This is a genomic window from Burkholderia cepacia (assembly GCF_029962485.1).
In the GTDB taxonomy this organism is placed as follows: Bacteria; Pseudomonadota; Gammaproteobacteria; order Burkholderiales; family Burkholderiaceae; genus Burkholderia.
This window is the reverse complement of the sequence record NZ_CP073638.1, coordinates 83,204-97,909: the sequence shown is the minus strand read 5'-3', so window position 1 is coordinate 97,909 and position 14,706 is coordinate 83,204. Positions and strand designations below refer to the sequence as shown.

Below are 14,706 nucleotides of genomic sequence, written 5' to 3'. Positions count from 1 at the left end.
GCGCGCCGTCACTTGCCGGCCGCGGCCGTCGCCTGCGCGATCTTCTGCTGCGCCTGGCGCAGCGCCGCGTCGGGCGCGGCCTGCCCCGTCAGCGCGAGCTGCAGCTGGTCGCCGAGAATGCTTTCGACCTGCTGCCAGTCCTTCACGCGCGGCCGCGCACGGCCGGCTTCGAGCGCCTTCAGCTGATCGGGATACCAGCGGTACTGGCGCACCAGCGCCGGATCGTTGAACACGCTGCGGCGCGTCGGCGGAATGCCGATACCGGCGAGGCGCGTCTGCGTATCGCGGTTGGTCAGGTACGCCAGGAAGTCCTGCGCGAGCTTCGCGTGCGGCGCGTCCTTCGGAATGCCCATTTGCCAGATGCCGAGCATCGGCGCCGGGCCGGCGGTCTGCCCGGGCGGCGGTTGCAGCGCGATCTGCCCGACCACGCGCGACTGCTTCGGATCGTCGAGCGCCGGCACCCATGCCGGCCACACCTCGATCGACTGCGCGGCCGTGCCGCGCTGCAACGCATCGCGCACTTCGGCCGCGCCGTACACGTCGACATCCTTCGGCGCGGACGCCTTCAGCGCGAGGAACGTCTTCAGCGCGGCCTGCGCTTCGCGCGAATCGATCGTCACGTTGCCGGCATGATCGAATACGTCGCCGCCGTACGCCCACAGGATCGGCAGGAAGCCCGTCACGACCGGGTTGCCCTTGGTGCCGCGAAACACGACGCCCGACATGCTCTTGTCCGCGCCGCCAATGGTCTGCGCGATCTTCAGCACGTCGTCCCAGTTGCGCGGCGGCTGCAGCTTGTACTTCGCGAGCAGGTCCTTGCGGTACGCGAACATCTCGACGTTGCCGACGATCGGCAGCGCGTACAGCGCACCGGCCGCGTTGCGGCCGAGCGCGACGGCGGACGGCACGAGATCGGCGTCCGCGAGCGATGCCGGCAGCGGCTTCAACCAGCCGTTGCCGATGAATTCGGGCGCCCACGTGTCGTCCATCATCACGAGGTCGTACGTGCCGGTGCCTTCGCGCATCGACAGCTTGAGCTTCTGGTACAGGTTCGCGTTCGGCAGCTTGAGCAGCTCGATCTCGGTGCCCGGGTGCAGCTTGTTGAAGCCGGCGACGGCGTCGGCCAGCCCCTTGCCGTAGATGTCGTCGCGGCCCGCGATGACGAGATCCGCGGCACCGGCGTGCGTGGCGGCGAAGGACAACGCAAGGGCGGCGGACAGCGCGCGCAGGCGGCTCAGCAAGGTCATGAGGTCTCTCTCGTTCGACGTGGTGGCGGGACAGCCATGCGTTGCACACGTGTGCAACGCGGGCGGTGCTTCTGGCCGCCTGATGCGAACGCCATTGTTCACGCCGATCGTTAAGGATTTATGGCACGCGGCGAGAGAGGCAGCCGCCGTACCTGGCCGCCCCGCCCGCCTGGCTGCCTCGGCCCGGCCTCCGCGGCCGGACCTTCCCGGCCAGACCTCCCCGGCCGGACCTTCCCGGCCAGATCAGAAGTTCACGCGGATCCCGGCCATCACGGCCAGTTGCCGGCTCGAGTTGCTGTTCGCGAGCACCGGAATCTGTGCGTAGTTCACCGCGTTGCCGTCCGCGTCGGTGCCGAGCCCCGTCCCGCTGGCGATCTGGCCGATCGCGACCGCATACAGCGCGGTGCGCTTCGACAGGCTGTAGTTCGTGCCGACGTTCACCTGGTGGAACCGCGTCGTGCCGCGCCCGTCGGTATGCGCTGCATTGAAGATGTACGCGACGCCGCCCTGCAGCGCGGGCGTGAACATGTACGTGACGTTCAACTCGCCGATGTCGAACGTGAACGCCTGCGTGCGCGGCTGCGCCGTGGTCGAGAAATAGCGGCTGTCGCCGAGGCGCGTATGCGTGTAGGTCAGCGCGACCGTCGCCGCGCCGAGCGTGACCGAGCCGCCCGCGCCGAACGCGCGCATCGAGCCGGCATCCTGCAGCAGGCAGTACATCGCACCCGGGTTGCTGCACGCGAAATCGCCGATGTAGCCGCTCGCGCCGCCGAGCGCCGCGTCGAGCGGCTGGTGCAGGTCGAGGTAGCCGACCGAGAACGCCACCGGCGCACGCGTGTACGTCGCGGCCACGGCATAACCACGCTTCGCTGAAAAGTCGCCGGCCTGCCCGCCGAAGCTGAACGTGCCGCCGAACGTGAGGCCGTTGAAATCGGCGCTGGTGAACTTCACCGCGTTGTTGAAGTTGAACGCGGCGTTCAGGTTGTCGACGTCGCCGAGATGCGAGCCGTACGGCGTCGCCCAGTTGTTGCTCGACACGTACGCGCCGAGCATGTCCGTGTACGAGTCGTATTGACGGCCGAGGCCGAGCGTGCCGATGCCGTCCTGGCGCAGCCCGACCCACGCCTGCCGGCTGAACGCCGTGCCGCCTTGCAGCGCCTGCCCGTTCGCGGACAGGAACTGCTGCTCGAGCGTGAACACCGCATCGAGCCCGCCGCCGAGCGGCTCGGCGCCCTGGAAGCCGAAGCGGGACGGTACGAGGTTGCCGCCGCCCATCTGCCACGCATGGCCGCCGCCCGTGCTGCCGTCGGCGCGCGTGAACTGCTGGTTCGTCGAGTAGATGATGCCGGTATCCACCGTGCCGTACAGCGTCACGCTCCCCGAGGTCTGCGCGTGTGCATGCATGCATCCCAGCGTCGCCGCGGCTGCGGCCAGTCGTCGTCCGATTTTCATGTCCCGCCCTCTGTGGTCATCGATTCGCAGTGCAAATCGATGGTGTTGTCGATATGGGTGACAGGACTCTATCCAGCGAAAATTCAGGACCTCTATCGCAAATCGGCAAACGGTGGAATGCGCTGCCCGCAACGGCGCAGGGCGGCGCCGTCGCAGGGCGCGCGCATCATTCGGGACGCGTCGTCTGGGAAGGCAGCTCGCCGAACAGGTCGCGATACTCGCGCGCGAAATAGCCGAGATGCGTGAATCCCCAGCTTGCAGCGGCCTCGCCGACGCCGAGCTGCTGCACCGACGTCGTGCGCAGCATGCGGCGCACCGCGTTCAGCCGGATCGTGCGCAGATAGCCGACCGGCGTGACGTCGGCCACGCGTTGAAAACTCGTTTGCAGCGTGCGGCGGCTGCAGCGCAGCGCGCGGCACAGTTCGAGCACGGTGACGGGTTCCTCGGGCCGGTCGCGCAGATGCTTCTCGCAACGGCTCACGATATCGCTGTAGGTCGCGTGCGTGATGTCACGGCGCTCGACGCCGATGCCCTGTTCGAGCGCGTCGAGGAACATGCCGAGCATCGCGTCGCGGAACATTTTGCGCGTGGCTGCGTATTCGAGGTGGCCTGGATTGCGCTGCGCTTCGTCGATCAGCGCCGACAGCCGCACGCCGAGCGCGACGCCCTGTTCGTCGGACAGCCGCGTCACATGCCGCAGCTTGCGCGCGCCGGACGCGCCGAATTCGGCCTCGCAGAGCTCGTCGACCATGTCGGACGCCGCGCTGATCCCGACGAGCCCCATCCCTTCCGGCGTGTGGAATTCGAAATCCTCGCCGGCGCGCAGCGCGAGCAGCGCATAACCGTCGATCGGCTGGCCCTGGAAGGTGCCCGCGAGCGGCACGGACAGCGGCACCGCGAGCGACGTGCGCCCGGCCGGCGCAAGCCCCGTTTGCGCGACGCGCCGGTTGGTCGTTTCGCGGAAGAAGTGGAAATCGTCGTACAGCACCTGCGTGACGGTGCCCTTGAAGCGGCCGGGCGTCATCTGGCGGTAGACCTGATGCCAGCCCGCGATCGCGAGCCCGTGATCGTGCACGTCTTCGTGTGAGCGTGACTGGAACAGCATCGGCATCTCCGGTAAAACCCCTAAACGCGGCCGCCGGGTTCCCCCGGCGCGCAACGCCACAGCTTACCCGTGCAAAATCCTGCGTAGTGCGGTTTCGAACGCAAGCAAGGCCGCCGACAGCGCGGCAGCCTGCTCGCCCGTCAGGCGAACGTAGCGGCGGAACGACGGCATCCGGTTCACGACCTCGCTGCCGCCGAACGGCACGATCGCGAGCGTCCAGCGGCCGTCGCACGCGTCGATCGTGCAATCGGTCAGGTGCAGCGGCCGCAGCGCGTCGGCCAGCGACGGCTCGGCGACCAGCGCGGTCAGCGTGCGAGCGAATACGGGGTCGCATCCCGATGCAGGCACGGCGTCGATCCCCGTGCTGCGCAGCCAGCCGGTCTGCCGCACACGGGCACTGCCCTGCGCGGCCGGACCGTGTGCGGTCGCCGCCACCTTCACGCTGACCGTATGCATCAGGAACTGACGCTCGACGCGCTCGTCGACGCTCACGCGCACGCCGTTCGGCAGCCGCGCGGTGGCGCCGCCGGCACCGTCGGCGTCGCGCGCGGCCTGCAGGTCGGCGAGCACGCGCGCGGCGATCGCGCCGGGCCGATGGCCTGGCGGCGGTGCGTCGGGCGCGGTGCGCCAGCGGGCAAGCGCGGCCCTCACGACGCGACGTGCTCGTTGCGCAGCACTTCCTCGACCGGCACCGGCTTGAACGGATGCCGGCGCTGCACGACGAGCGTCCAGAACAGCGCGTACAGCGCGGTGAGCCCGAGCATCGCGCCGAACGGCACGTAGATGTCGCGCGGATTCATGCCGGGCGGCGTGATGTACCAGATCGCGAGCACGATGCCGACGCTCGACACGATCTGCGGCAGCGGGAACAGCGGCGACCGGTACGGGCGCGGCAGGTCCGGGCGGCGGATGCGCAGCATCACGACCGACGCCGTGACGAGCAGGTATGCGGTGCCCCACGCGCAGGTCGCCGCGAGCACGAGGTGCAGGATGCTGTCGAGATTGCCGTTGATCAGCCACGCGTGGAAGATCGGCACGATCGCCGCCGCCACGATGCCGACCACCGGCGTCTTGAAGCGCGGATGCAGGTACGCGAAGCAGCGCGGCAGCGCGCCGTCGATCGCCATCCCGTACAGGATGCGCGGCAGCCCGGCCATCAGCGTGTTGATCGTCGCGGCGCCCGCGAACAGGAACGCGATACCGAACCAGATGCGGCCGAAGGGCCCCAGCACCTGCAGCGCGAACGCGGGAATCGCGCCCGGCGTGTCGAGCAGGTGCGTAAGACCGTCGGGGCTCACCGGCACGTTGGCGACCTGGCGGCGGATCGCCGCGCCGTACAGGAACATGCAGATCGCGACGCCGACGAGGCCGATCGCCATCGCACGCGGAATCGTGCGGCCCGGCGACTTCATTTCCGGTGCGAGCGGCGTGACGAACTCGCAGCCGACGAACATGAACATCGCCATCCCGACCAGCGACAGCACGGCCGGCACCGACGTGCCGACTTCCGAGCCGCCGAACCAGCCGTCGAGATGCACGGCCGGCGCGGCCGCGAGCCCGAGGATCCCGAAGATCATCAGCGACAGCCACATGCCGGCCGTCAGCACGATCTCCAGCTTGCTGAACACCTTGATGCCGATGATGTTGGTGATCGCGAACGCGACCACGAGGCCGACGCCGACGAGCCACGAGCTGTTGTGCTTCTCGAACGCCGCGTTCAGCGATTCGAAGTTGACGAGCGCCATGATGCCGCTCAGGATCGTTTCCGCCGTACCGGCGAACACGTGCACGAGGAAATACGCGGAGATCGTGCCGGTGATCGCCCAGAAGCGGCCGAGCCCGCACGACAGGTAATCGTAGACCGAGCCGGCCGTCGGCAGCATCGCGGCGGCTTCGGAGAACGTGGTGGCCTGCGCCTGCATCATCACGAACGCGATGATCATCGCGACCGCGAACGCCCAGCCGCCCATCCCGAAGCCCGACGTCGCGGTGAGGATCACCGGGCTCGCCATGATGAGGCCGACGGCGCTCGCCAGCGCGGTCGGAAAACCGACCGCACCGGCCTTCAGCCCGATGCCGCCACCCGCTTCCGCCGGCGAGCCTGCGGACGACTCGCCCGCGGCGCCGGTCACTCCTGACCATCCCGACATCTTTGTCTCCTTCCTTGACTGGCCTGAACCGGCGCTTCGTCGGCGGCTGAGGCCACATGCTTTGCGGTCGGCCCGGGGCGGCGCTTCAGCGCTTCGGTACCCGGGTCCCCTGTCGATCACATCGTGATCCGATGTCGAAAAAATACGCAGGCAAAATAATCCGGTCATAGCGCAAATCGGCAAACCCGCGGCGGCATTCACACGCTCCGCCCCAGGTTTGCCGTCGTGCGACTACCCCGTCATGGCGTCATGCGAACGGCACGGCCTCGAAACCGGCCGCGAGCGCGTCGACGATCCGGTCGAGCTGTTCGCGCTGGATCACGAGCGGCGGCGACAGGATGATCTTCGTGCCGACCGGTCGCACCAGCACGCCGTTCTCGCGCGCGACTTCCGCGACCGCGTTCGCATAGCCGGACAGCGGGTCGATCGGCTCGCGCGTGTCCTTGTTCGCGACGAGGTCGAGCGCAAGCATCAGCCCCTTGCCACGCACTTCGCCGACCGCCGCGAAGCGTTCCGCGAACGGCTTCAGCGCCTCGAGCAGATACGCGCCCTGCTTCGCCGCATTCGCCGGCAGGTCTTCCTTCACGACGATGTCGAGGCTCGCGATCGCGGCCGCGCATGCAACCGGGTGGCCCGCATACGTGTAGCCGTGCATGATCGCACCGCCAAAATCGGCGTTCGCGGCGAACGCGTCCTCGATCCGCGCGTTCACGACCGTCGCGCCGAGCGGCACGTAGCCCGACGAAATCCCCTTCGCCAGACACATGATGTCCGGGCGCACGCCCCAGCCGCGGCTGCCGAACATGCTGCCGCTGCGGCCGAAGCCCGTCACGACTTCGTCCGCGATCAGCAGCACGCCGTAGCGATCGCACACCTCGCGCACGAGCGGCCAGTAGTTGGCCGGCGGCACGATCACGCCGCCCGCGCCCTGGATCGGCTCCGCGATGAACGCGGCGACCGTATCGGGGCTCTGGAACTGGATCTCGCGCTCGAGCATTTCCGCGCAGATCCGGCCGAGTTCTTCGGGATCCTGCGTGAACGGATTGCGGTACAGCCACGGCGTCTCGACGTGGAAGCAGCCGGGCAGGTTCGGTTCGTAGTTGCGGCGGAACACCGTGTTGCCGTTCACCGACGCACCGCCGAAGTGCGTACCGTGGTAGCCCTGCTTGAGCGAGATGAACTTCGTGCGGTCGGCCTGGCCGCGCACCTTCCAGTACTGGCGCGCGATCTTCAGCGCGGTCTCGATCGAATCCGAGCCGCCCGAGCTGTACAGCACGCGGCGCATCCCTTCCGGTTCGAGCATGTCGATCACCTTCTTCGACAGTTCTTCCGCGCGCGGATGCGAAATGCCGTCGAACAGCTGGAAGTATTCGAGCTCGTCGAGCTGGCGCACGATCGCGTCCTTCACTTCCTGGCGGTTATGGCCGACGTTCACGTTCCACAGGCCCGCGACGCCGTCGACGAGCTTGCGGCCCTCTTCGTCGAACACGTAGCAGCCGTCGCCGCGCACGATGCGGATCGGCTTGCGCTGCTTCATCTCGTTCGGGTGCACCATCGGATGCCAGAATTTCGCTTCGTTGTAGCTCATTGCAGTCTCCACTGTCGGATCGTTTGAACTTGGGTCGTTCGGGTTCAGGGTTCGAGGTTGATGCCGCGCGTCAGTGCGCGATGCAGACGGATTTGGTTTCGGTGAAGCCTTCGATCGCGTACTGGCCGAATTCGCGGCCGATGCCCGATTGCTTGTAGCCGCCGAACGGCATCGACGGATCGAGCGGGATATGGCAGTTCACCCACACGGTGCCGGCCTCGATCTGCGGCACGAGGTTCATCACGCGCTTCAGGTCGTTGCTCCAGATGCTCGCGGCGAGGCCGTACGGCGACGCATTCGCGAGACGCACGGCCTCGGCCGCGTCGTCGAACGGCACGACGACGATCACCGGTCCGAACACCTCGTCGCGTACGATCGCGCTGTCCGGATGCGGATCGGCGATCACGGCCGGCTTCACGTAGTAACCGGGCAGGTCGTCGGCCGGCGTGCCGCCCGCGAGGAACGTGAGGCCCGCGCGGCGCGCGCCTTCGATGTGCTGAACGACCTTGTCGCGATGGTGCGCGGATACCAGCGGGTTGATCTGCGCGGTCGTGTCGAGGCCCGCGCCGAGCTTCATCGATTGCGCGACGCCCGCGAGGCCGTCGGCCAGCTGCGCGAACTTGCTGCGGTGCACATAGATGCGCGACGCGGCCGCGCACACCTGGCCCTGGTTGAAGAACGCGCCGGCCGCGACGCCGTCGAGCGCTTGCGCGACGTCGACGTCATCGAGCATCACGATCGGGTTCTTGCCGCCGAGCTCAAGCGAGAAGCGCGTCATGTTCTGCACGGCCGCCGCGCCGACCAGCTTGCCGGTCGCGGTCGAGCCCGTGAACGAGATCTTCGCGATCGACGGGTGGCTCGCGAGCGCCGAGCCACAGACGCGGCCGCCCGTGACGACGTTGAACACGCCGGGCGGCACACCGGCTTCGCGTGCGAGTTCGGCGAGGCGCAGCGCGGTGAGCGGCGTTTCCGGCGACGGTTTCAACACGATCGTGCAGCCGGCCGCGAGCGCGGGAATCAGCTTCCACACCGCGATCATCAGCGGGAAATTCCACGGCACGATCGCGGCAACCACGCCGACGGGCTCCTTGCGCGTATAGGCCGTATAGCGCGCGCCGGGCGGGAACGGGATCGACACGTCGAGCGTCTGGCCGGTGATCTTGGTCGCCCAGCCGGCCATGTAGCGCACGTATTCGACGCTCGCGCCAACTTCGATCGCGCGCGACACGTGGATCGACTTGCCCTGGTTCAGCGTTTCGAGCTGCGCGAGCGTTTCGGCGTCGCCTTCGATCAGGTCGGCGAGTTTCAGCAGGATGCGTTCGCGGTCGGCCGGGCGCAGGCCGCTCCACACGCGCGTGTCGAACGCGTGCTTCGCGCTGGCGACCGCGCGGTCGACGTCGTGTGCGTCGGCATCCGCGACCGTTGCGAGCCGCTCGCCCGTGGCGGGGTCGTACACGTCGAGCCGCGCAGCCGCGTGCGCGGGCTGCATTTCACCGTCGATGAAGAGGCCGAAATCGCGCGCAACGAAAGTGCGCACGGTGTCGCTGACGGCGACGAAGTTCGTGTTGCTCATGGGCGTCTCGAGGATTGTCGTGGCTGGACCGCGTGCCGGTGAGGCACGCGGGCGTCGAACCACTGTATCGACGAGGGATCACGCCCGGTGAGCGCAAATTGGCAGCGCGTGGGGGGGAAGGTGGCGGGTTCGAACCCCGCGGGGACGTCTGGCGGGGCGAGGCCGGAAACCGGGCCGATATCGGCCCGGACAACCGCTGTCCAGCTACCTGACTGCGAGTCCGGTCGTCGAATGGCTAGTTTCTGAAACCGTGCGCCATCGATGCGAGGAAGTCGTATGCCTGGTAATCCAGCCAGTAAACACCGAGCGCAAGCGGGATCAGGAAGTACAGCGAATCGTACGTCCCGCTTCTGGCCGTTCTGATGATGAAAATCGGCAGCGCAAGGCTCAAGGCGATGACCACAAGCGAAGCGGCAATGATCGCGACGTCCATTTTTCGGTCCCTTGGTTGTTATGGAAACGACGATCGCGCATGGTACTGCACGATCTCAAGGGCCAGCGAGCGGAACAATTACAAGAACAAAGCCCCGACCAGCTCCGTGCGGTTCGACACGCCGAGCTTGCGATACATACGCATCAGGTGGGTCTTGATCGTCGGTTGACCGAGCGCGAGATCGCGCGCGATCTCCTTGTTCGAGCGGCCGTCGCGCACGAGGCGCGCGATCTGCTCCTCACGATAAGTCAGGCGCTCTTCGCAGCCGATCCGGTGGATCCCGCGCCGCGCGCGCAGCAGCGGGCTCAGCGCGGCTTCGGCCACCGGCTGCAACCGCGCGAGCGCGTCGACTTCACCGGGCGCGAACCGCCCTGCCGTGCTGTTGCCGCTCGCGTCCCCCTTCCCGAAACGCAACAGCGAGAACGCACCGACCGTGCGGCCCGCGTCGCGCAGCCAGATTTCGACGACGTCGGCCACGTCGTGCCGCCGCAGGAAACGGGTCCAGTACGCGGACGCCTCGCGTCTTTCGTCAGGCAATTGGGAGGCAAGCGTCACGACCGCGCAGTCGCCCGCCGCGCAGCGTGACGGATGCAGCGGATCGAGCATCCGGTAGCGCGCGACATAGGTGCGGTGCATCGATTCCGGCATCCCGAACAGCTCGAAATCGGCCGGTTCGCCGCTCTGGTCGAGCCGATAAAACACGATCGCGGACGGGCTCGCGAACGCGTCGAACGCATCCACGCATGCACGCAGCGCGCGCTGCCAGTCGGCGGCGTCCTGGTCGGCGGGAACGGAGAGGGTCGGCATGATGGAGTCGGCTGGCGGGCGAACGGATCGCGTAACGAAGTCCGGGCCAGCCTACCGGCGCCGAAAAGCGCCGGTGAGCACAAATCGGCAAATCGTCCCGGTCCGCCCGCGGCGGCCGGTTCAGCCGGGACGATACGGGCGCGCGACGGTGCGCGCGCCGTCTTTCAGCGCGCGTTCGCGGCGAACGTGTCGCAGGCGCTCACCTCGCCCGACTCCATCCCGCGCCGCAACCAGTACACGCGCTGGTCGCTGGTGCCGTGCGTGAAGCTTTCCGGTACGACGTAGCCCTGCCCTTGCTGCTGCAGCCGATCGTCGCCGATGGCCGCCGCCGCCTTGAGCCCCTGCTCGAAATCGCCCGGCTCCATCAGCCTCTGGTTGGCGCGCTGCGCGTTGTTCGCCCACACGCCGGCGAAGCAGTCGGCCTGCAGTTCCATCCGCACCGACAACGCGTTCGAGCGCGCCTGGCTCGACCGCCGGCGCGCCGCGTCGACCTTGTCGGAGATGCCGAGCAGGTTCTGCACGTGATGGCCGACTTCGTGCGCGATCACGTAGGCCTGCGCGAAATCGCCGCCCGCGCCGAAACGCTTGCGCAGTTCGTCGTAGAAACCGAGGTCGATATACACCTTGCGGTCGGCCGGGCAATAGAACGGCCCCATCGCCGTCTGGCCCGTGCCGCAGGCGGTCGGCGTCGAGTTCGTGAACATCACGAGCTTCGGCGCCTGATACTGCGCGTGCAGTTGGGTCGAGAAGACACCCGTCCACGTGTCCTCGATGTTGGCGAGCACCTTGCGCGTGAACACCGCGCCCGGATCGTTTGTCGCCGCGCCCTGGCGTTGCGCCGGCACGGGTTGCGCCTGCTGCTGGCGGCCCTGCAGCGCCGACGCGCCCTCGAGCACCACGCGCGGATCGATCCCGAAGAAATACGACGCGGCCAGCGCGACCACGATCGTGCCGATGCCGATCGTCGCACCGCGCCCGCCGCCGAAACCGCCGGCACCGCGGCGATCCTCGACGTTCATGCTTTCTCTTTCGTCGTCCAGCCTCATTGCCGGCCCCTCCCTGTTCTTGTCGATGGTCCGGCCGCGCCAGCGCGCAACCGGGCGATACGCGGCGGCGACACGATCCATCGGCGGACGCGATACCTGCGCATCGGATGCACGCTCGTGCCGATCCGGCCGCCCGCCCCGCTCGCACGACGGAATCGGCGCGACCGGCCCGCCGCGCGTCGATGCGCGCGCTCGCCCGCGCTATTTTGCCGGGCTTTCGTGAATTGTCGCAAAAATGTGGAGGATAGAGCGATTCGGCGCCGCACATCGTCAGCCTTTGCAAAATGGGCCATGACCGCCCCGGCCGTCCGGACGACCCCCGTTCATCCTTTCGGCCGATACCGTCGCGCGCCGGCGCCGCCTAAAGTGGCCGGTAACGACACCTTTCCGGAGAACGACATGACGCACCCGCAACCCCGCACGATCGCGATCACCGGCGCGGGCACCGGCATCGGCGCCGCGTGCGCGCGCCGCTTCGCCAGCCGCGGCGACCGCGTCGTGCTGATCGGGCGCCGTCAGGCGCCGCTCGACGCACTGGCCGCCGAAACCGGCGGCCTCGTCCTCGCGGGCGACGCCGCGAGCACCGCCGACTGGGCCGGGTTCCTGCCGCGCATCGCCGAACGCTTCGGCCGCGTCGACGCGCTCGTTACGTGCGCGGGCGGCCACGGCGTCGGCCGCGCGGACGAAACCGACGACGCGCAGTGGCGCAACGCGATGCACGCGAACCTCGACACCGCGTTTGTCAGTGCGCGCGCGTGCCTGCCCGACCTGATCGCGCAGCGCGGCAGCATCGTGCTGGTCGCGTCGATCGCGGCGCTCGCGGCCGGGCCCGGCGTATGCGGCTACACGGTCGGCAAGCATGCGCTGCTCGGGCTCGCGCGTTCGCTGGCACGCGACTACGGCCCGCACGGCGTGCGCGCGAACGCCGTGTGCCCGGGCTGGGTCCGCACGCCGATGGCCGATGCCGAAATGGAACCGCTGATGGCCGCCCATGGCGACACGCTCGATGGTGCATACGCACGCGTCAGCGCCGACGTGCCGCTGCGGCGCGCGGCCGAACCGGACGAAATCGCGGCCGTCTGCGCGTTCCTCGCGTCGCCGGATGCGTCGTTCGTGACCGGCGCGACGCTCGTCGCCGACGGCGGCGCGATGGTCGTCGACGTGCCGACGCTCGCGTTCGACCGGCTTTGACGCATATCGGCCCGCCAGCCGCGTGACACGCCGCGGCGGGCAGTGCGCCGGCACCGGGCCGCGGGCGCCTGTACCCGCCGCGACGCACTCGCCGCGCCGCCCACCCGTTTCCCCGCGCTGAAAATCCGCTACCATCGACCGATCCCGCCGCCCCACCCGGCGCCGCCTCACAGTTCGGACATCGATGAACATCCGGTTTCTTGAAACCTTCGTCTGGCTCGCGAAGCTGGAAAACTTCCGGCTCACGGCCGAAAAGCTGCACACGACGCAGGCCGCCGTATCGAGCCGCATCGCGTCGCTCGAGGAGGCGTTCGACGTCCGCCTGTTCGACCGCAACACGCGCTCGGCCACACTCACGCCCGCGGGCCGGCGCATGCTCGCGTACGCGGAGCGGATCGTGCGGCTCGACGGCGAAATGCGCCGCGACATCGATGCGGCGAGCGACGCGGGCCTGATTCGCATCGGCGTGATCGAATCGATCGTGCACAGCTGGTTCCCCGCGCTGATGGCGCAACTGCGCGAGCGCTATCCGCGCCTCGACGTCGAGATCACGAGCGACACGACGCTGCACCTGATCCGTTTGCTCAGCACCGACGGCGTCGACCTGATCCTGCAGACCGACCCGGTGCCGGGCCCCGACTTCACGAACCTGCCGCTGTGCGAATTCCCGGTGCGCTGGGCCGCCAGCCCGCGCCTCGGGCTCGGCGGCCAGCCGCTCGACGTCGCACGCCTGGCCGAGTTTCCGATCATCAGCTTCTCGCGCCACTCGGGGCCGCACGCGACGATCGAGCGGCTGTTCGCGGCCGTCGAGCGGCCGGCCAGCATCAACTGCATCACGTCGGTCGCCGCGATGATCCGCCTCGTCGCCGACGGCTTCGGCGTGGCCGCACTGCCGCCCGCGATCATCGGGCGCGAGTTGCACGAAGGCGCGCTCGAACTGCTCGACGTCGAACCCGAATTCCCCGCGCTGCCGCTCGTCGCGACGTACCGCAGCCAGGGGTTGCCGGTGGCCGCGCGCATCGCGGAACTCGCGAGCGAAGTCGCACGCGCAATGACGGCCGCCGCCAGCCACGCGAAGCCGGCCGCACCGGTCGCGCCCGATCGGGTCGACGCAACGCCCGCTCGAAAGGCGACCAGGACGAAAACGAATACGCCGGCAAAAACGACGCGCACGCCGAAAGCCGCACCGGCCACCGCGGCCGCGAAACGCCGCCCGCGCCGCTCATAAGAAAACCTGTTCACCGCGAATTTGTTTTCTTGTTGGACGGGCGCGGCCCGTCTTCGGGAAACTGCGGTTCCTGACACCCCCGTCACGAGGAACCCCGCGATGACCCGCCTTCCCCTTCCGCACGGCCAGCTTTGCGTCTGGACGGATATCGACCCCGCGCACGAAGCCGATTTCAACGCGTGGTACGACCGCGAGCACATGCAGGAACGTGTCGCGATTCCGGGCTTCACGCATGCGCGGCGCTTTCGCGCGACCGACAGCGGCCCGCGCAAGTACCTCGCGCTGTACGTGACGGACGCGCTCGACGTATTCCGCGGCGATGCGTACCGGCGCGCGTTCACGCAGCAGACCGCGTGGTCGCTCGCGAACTTCGAACGCATGACGGGCACGCAGCGGCGCGTCGGCGAACTGACGATCGAGGCCGGCGACGGTGAAGGCGCGCACCTCGCGCTGTTCGTGCTGCCGCCGGAGCGCATCGACGTGCCGCAACTGCGCGAGCGATTCGACGACGCCCTGCACGAACCGGGCATCCATGCCGCACGACTCTTCCGCACCACGCCCGACCTGTCCGCGCCGATCGGCGCCGATGCGGCCGCCCGCCCGGCCGCCGACGCGCTCGTGCTGGTCGAGGGCAGCGATGCCGCCACGACGCGCCGTGTGGCCGCCGTGCTCGCCGGGCACGACGACGTCCGTACGTTCGACCTGCTGTGGCGCGCCGCCGCGCCGCTGCAGGTGACGTACCGCGACGCCGAAGCCGATCCGGCTACCGCCGCCGCATTGCCTGCCTGAACGTCGAACGCCAAACGCCGAACACCGGCGCCCGCCGTACCGCACTCGCACACAGCCGGCACGCCGGCCGTGTGCTTCCTCCCGTCATCCGTCACGA

Annotated in this window: 13 protein-coding genes; 3 read left to right on the top strand and 10 right to left on the bottom strand. The window is 68.7% G+C overall.

The genetic code is table 11. The annotated features are described in order from the left end of the window. Positions 1-8 precede the first annotated feature (8 nt). The 10 genes from KEC55_RS17005 to ypfJ form a co-directional block, all read right to left on the bottom strand. Positions 9-1,247 carry an ABC transporter substrate-binding protein gene (locus KEC55_RS17005; protein WP_282508947.1) on the bottom strand — a complete coding sequence of 413 codons (1,239 nt, stop codon included), beginning with the start codon at positions 1,245-1,247 and terminating at the stop codon, positions 9-11. A 243-nt stretch (positions 1,248-1,490) separates the two neighbouring features. Then, entirely contained in the window at positions 1,491-2,699 is a 1,209-nt protein-coding gene (locus KEC55_RS17000; RefSeq protein ID WP_282508946.1) for a porin, read from the bottom strand. 166 nt (positions 2,700-2,865) lie between these two features. Then, positions 2,866-3,804, bottom strand: a complete 939-nt coding sequence (locus KEC55_RS16995; RefSeq protein ID WP_174952483.1) for a helix-turn-helix domain-containing protein — start codon at positions 3,802-3,804, stop codon at positions 2,866-2,868. Between the two features lie 63 nt (positions 3,805-3,867). Next, on the bottom strand, positions 3,868-4,455 hold the full coding sequence (locus tag KEC55_RS16990; protein WP_282508945.1) for a DUF3156 family protein: 588 nt from the start codon (positions 4,453-4,455) through the stop codon (positions 3,868-3,870). Beyond that, on the bottom strand, positions 4,452-5,954 hold the full coding sequence (locus KEC55_RS16985; protein ID WP_282508944.1) for an APC family permease: 1,503 nt from the start codon (positions 5,952-5,954) through the stop codon (positions 4,452-4,454). The genes KEC55_RS16990 and KEC55_RS16985 overlap by 4 nt, the downstream gene beginning before the upstream one ends. Before the next feature lie 247 nt (positions 5,955-6,201). Then, positions 6,202-7,542, bottom strand: a complete 1,341-nt coding sequence (locus KEC55_RS16980; RefSeq protein WP_011354541.1) for an aspartate aminotransferase family protein — start codon at positions 7,540-7,542, stop codon at positions 6,202-6,204. A 70-nt stretch (positions 7,543-7,612) separates the two neighbouring features. After that, complete coding sequence (locus tag KEC55_RS16975) at positions 7,613-9,115, bottom strand: aldehyde dehydrogenase family protein (RefSeq protein ID WP_282508943.1); 1,503 nt, start codon at positions 9,113-9,115, stop codon at positions 7,613-7,615. A gap of 235 nt (positions 9,116-9,350) precedes the next feature. Further along, positions 9,351-9,548 carry a hypothetical protein gene (locus KEC55_RS16970; RefSeq protein ID WP_282508942.1) on the bottom strand — a complete coding sequence of 66 codons (198 nt, stop codon included), beginning with the start codon at positions 9,546-9,548 and terminating at the stop codon, positions 9,351-9,353. A gap of 78 nt (positions 9,549-9,626) precedes the next feature. After that, a complete protein-coding gene (locus tag KEC55_RS16965; RefSeq protein ID WP_282508941.1) occupies positions 9,627-10,355 on the bottom strand; it encodes a helix-turn-helix transcriptional regulator in 729 nt (242 codons plus the stop codon). A 164-nt stretch (positions 10,356-10,519) separates the two neighbouring features. After that, positions 10,520-11,401, bottom strand: a complete 882-nt coding sequence (gene ypfJ / locus KEC55_RS16960) for a KPN_02809 family neutral zinc metallopeptidase (protein WP_282511493.1) — start codon at positions 11,399-11,401, stop codon at positions 10,520-10,522. A gap of 399 nt (positions 11,402-11,800) precedes the next feature. On the opposite strand from ypfJ, the gene KEC55_RS16955 reads away from it, so the two are divergent. From KEC55_RS16955 to KEC55_RS16945, 3 genes are all read left to right on the top strand, one after another. Continuing rightward, positions 11,801-12,592: an SDR family NAD(P)-dependent oxidoreductase gene (locus tag KEC55_RS16955; protein WP_282508940.1), complete on the top strand. Its 792-nt coding sequence runs from the start codon at positions 11,801-11,803 to the stop codon at positions 12,590-12,592. A gap of 184 nt (positions 12,593-12,776) precedes the next feature. Then, positions 12,777-13,820 carry a LysR family transcriptional regulator gene (locus tag KEC55_RS16950; protein ID WP_282508939.1) on the top strand — a complete coding sequence of 348 codons (1,044 nt, stop codon included), beginning with the start codon at positions 12,777-12,779 and terminating at the stop codon, positions 13,818-13,820. A 99-nt stretch (positions 13,821-13,919) separates the two neighbouring features. Beyond that, positions 13,920-14,609: a DUF4286 family protein gene (locus KEC55_RS16945; RefSeq protein ID WP_282508938.1), complete on the top strand. Its 690-nt coding sequence runs from the start codon at positions 13,920-13,922 to the stop codon at positions 14,607-14,609. Positions 14,610-14,706: the final 97 nt, after the last annotated feature.

Coding starts and splice junctions, on each gene's coding strand:
- KEC55_RS17005 (WP_282508947.1), bottom strand. CDS start 1,247: ATGACCTTGCTGAGCCGCCTGCGCGCGCTGTCCGCCGCCCTTGCGTTG.
- ypfJ (WP_282511493.1), bottom strand. CDS start 11,401: ATGAGGCTGGACGACGAAAGAGAAAGCATGAACGTCGAGGATCGCCGC.
- KEC55_RS16995 (WP_174952483.1), bottom strand. CDS start 3,804: ATGCTGTTCCAGTCACGCTCACACGAAGACGTGCACGATCACGGGCTC.
- KEC55_RS16975 (WP_282508943.1), bottom strand. CDS start 9,115: ATGAGCAACACGAACTTCGTCGCCGTCAGCGACACCGTGCGCACTTTC.
- KEC55_RS16965 (WP_282508941.1), bottom strand. CDS start 10,355: ATGCCGACCCTCTCCGTTCCCGCCGACCAGGACGCCGCCGACTGGCAG.
- KEC55_RS16980 (WP_011354541.1), bottom strand. CDS start 7,542: ATGAGCTACAACGAAGCGAAATTCTGGCATCCGATGGTGCACCCGAAC.
- KEC55_RS16970 (WP_282508942.1), bottom strand. CDS start 9,548: ATGGACGTCGCGATCATTGCCGCTTCGCTTGTGGTCATCGCCTTGAGC.
- KEC55_RS16945 (WP_282508938.1), top strand. CDS start 13,920: ATGACCCGCCTTCCCCTTCCGCACGGCCAGCTTTGCGTCTGGACGGAT.
- KEC55_RS16985 (WP_282508944.1), bottom strand. CDS start 5,954: ATGTCGGGATGGTCAGGAGTGACCGGCGCCGCGGGCGAGTCGTCCGCA.
- KEC55_RS17000 (WP_282508946.1), bottom strand. CDS start 2,699: ATGAAAATCGGACGACGACTGGCCGCAGCCGCGGCGACGCTGGGATGC.
- KEC55_RS16950 (WP_282508939.1), top strand. CDS start 12,777: ATGAACATCCGGTTTCTTGAAACCTTCGTCTGGCTCGCGAAGCTGGAA.
- KEC55_RS16955 (WP_282508940.1), top strand. CDS start 11,801: ATGACGCACCCGCAACCCCGCACGATCGCGATCACCGGCGCGGGCACC.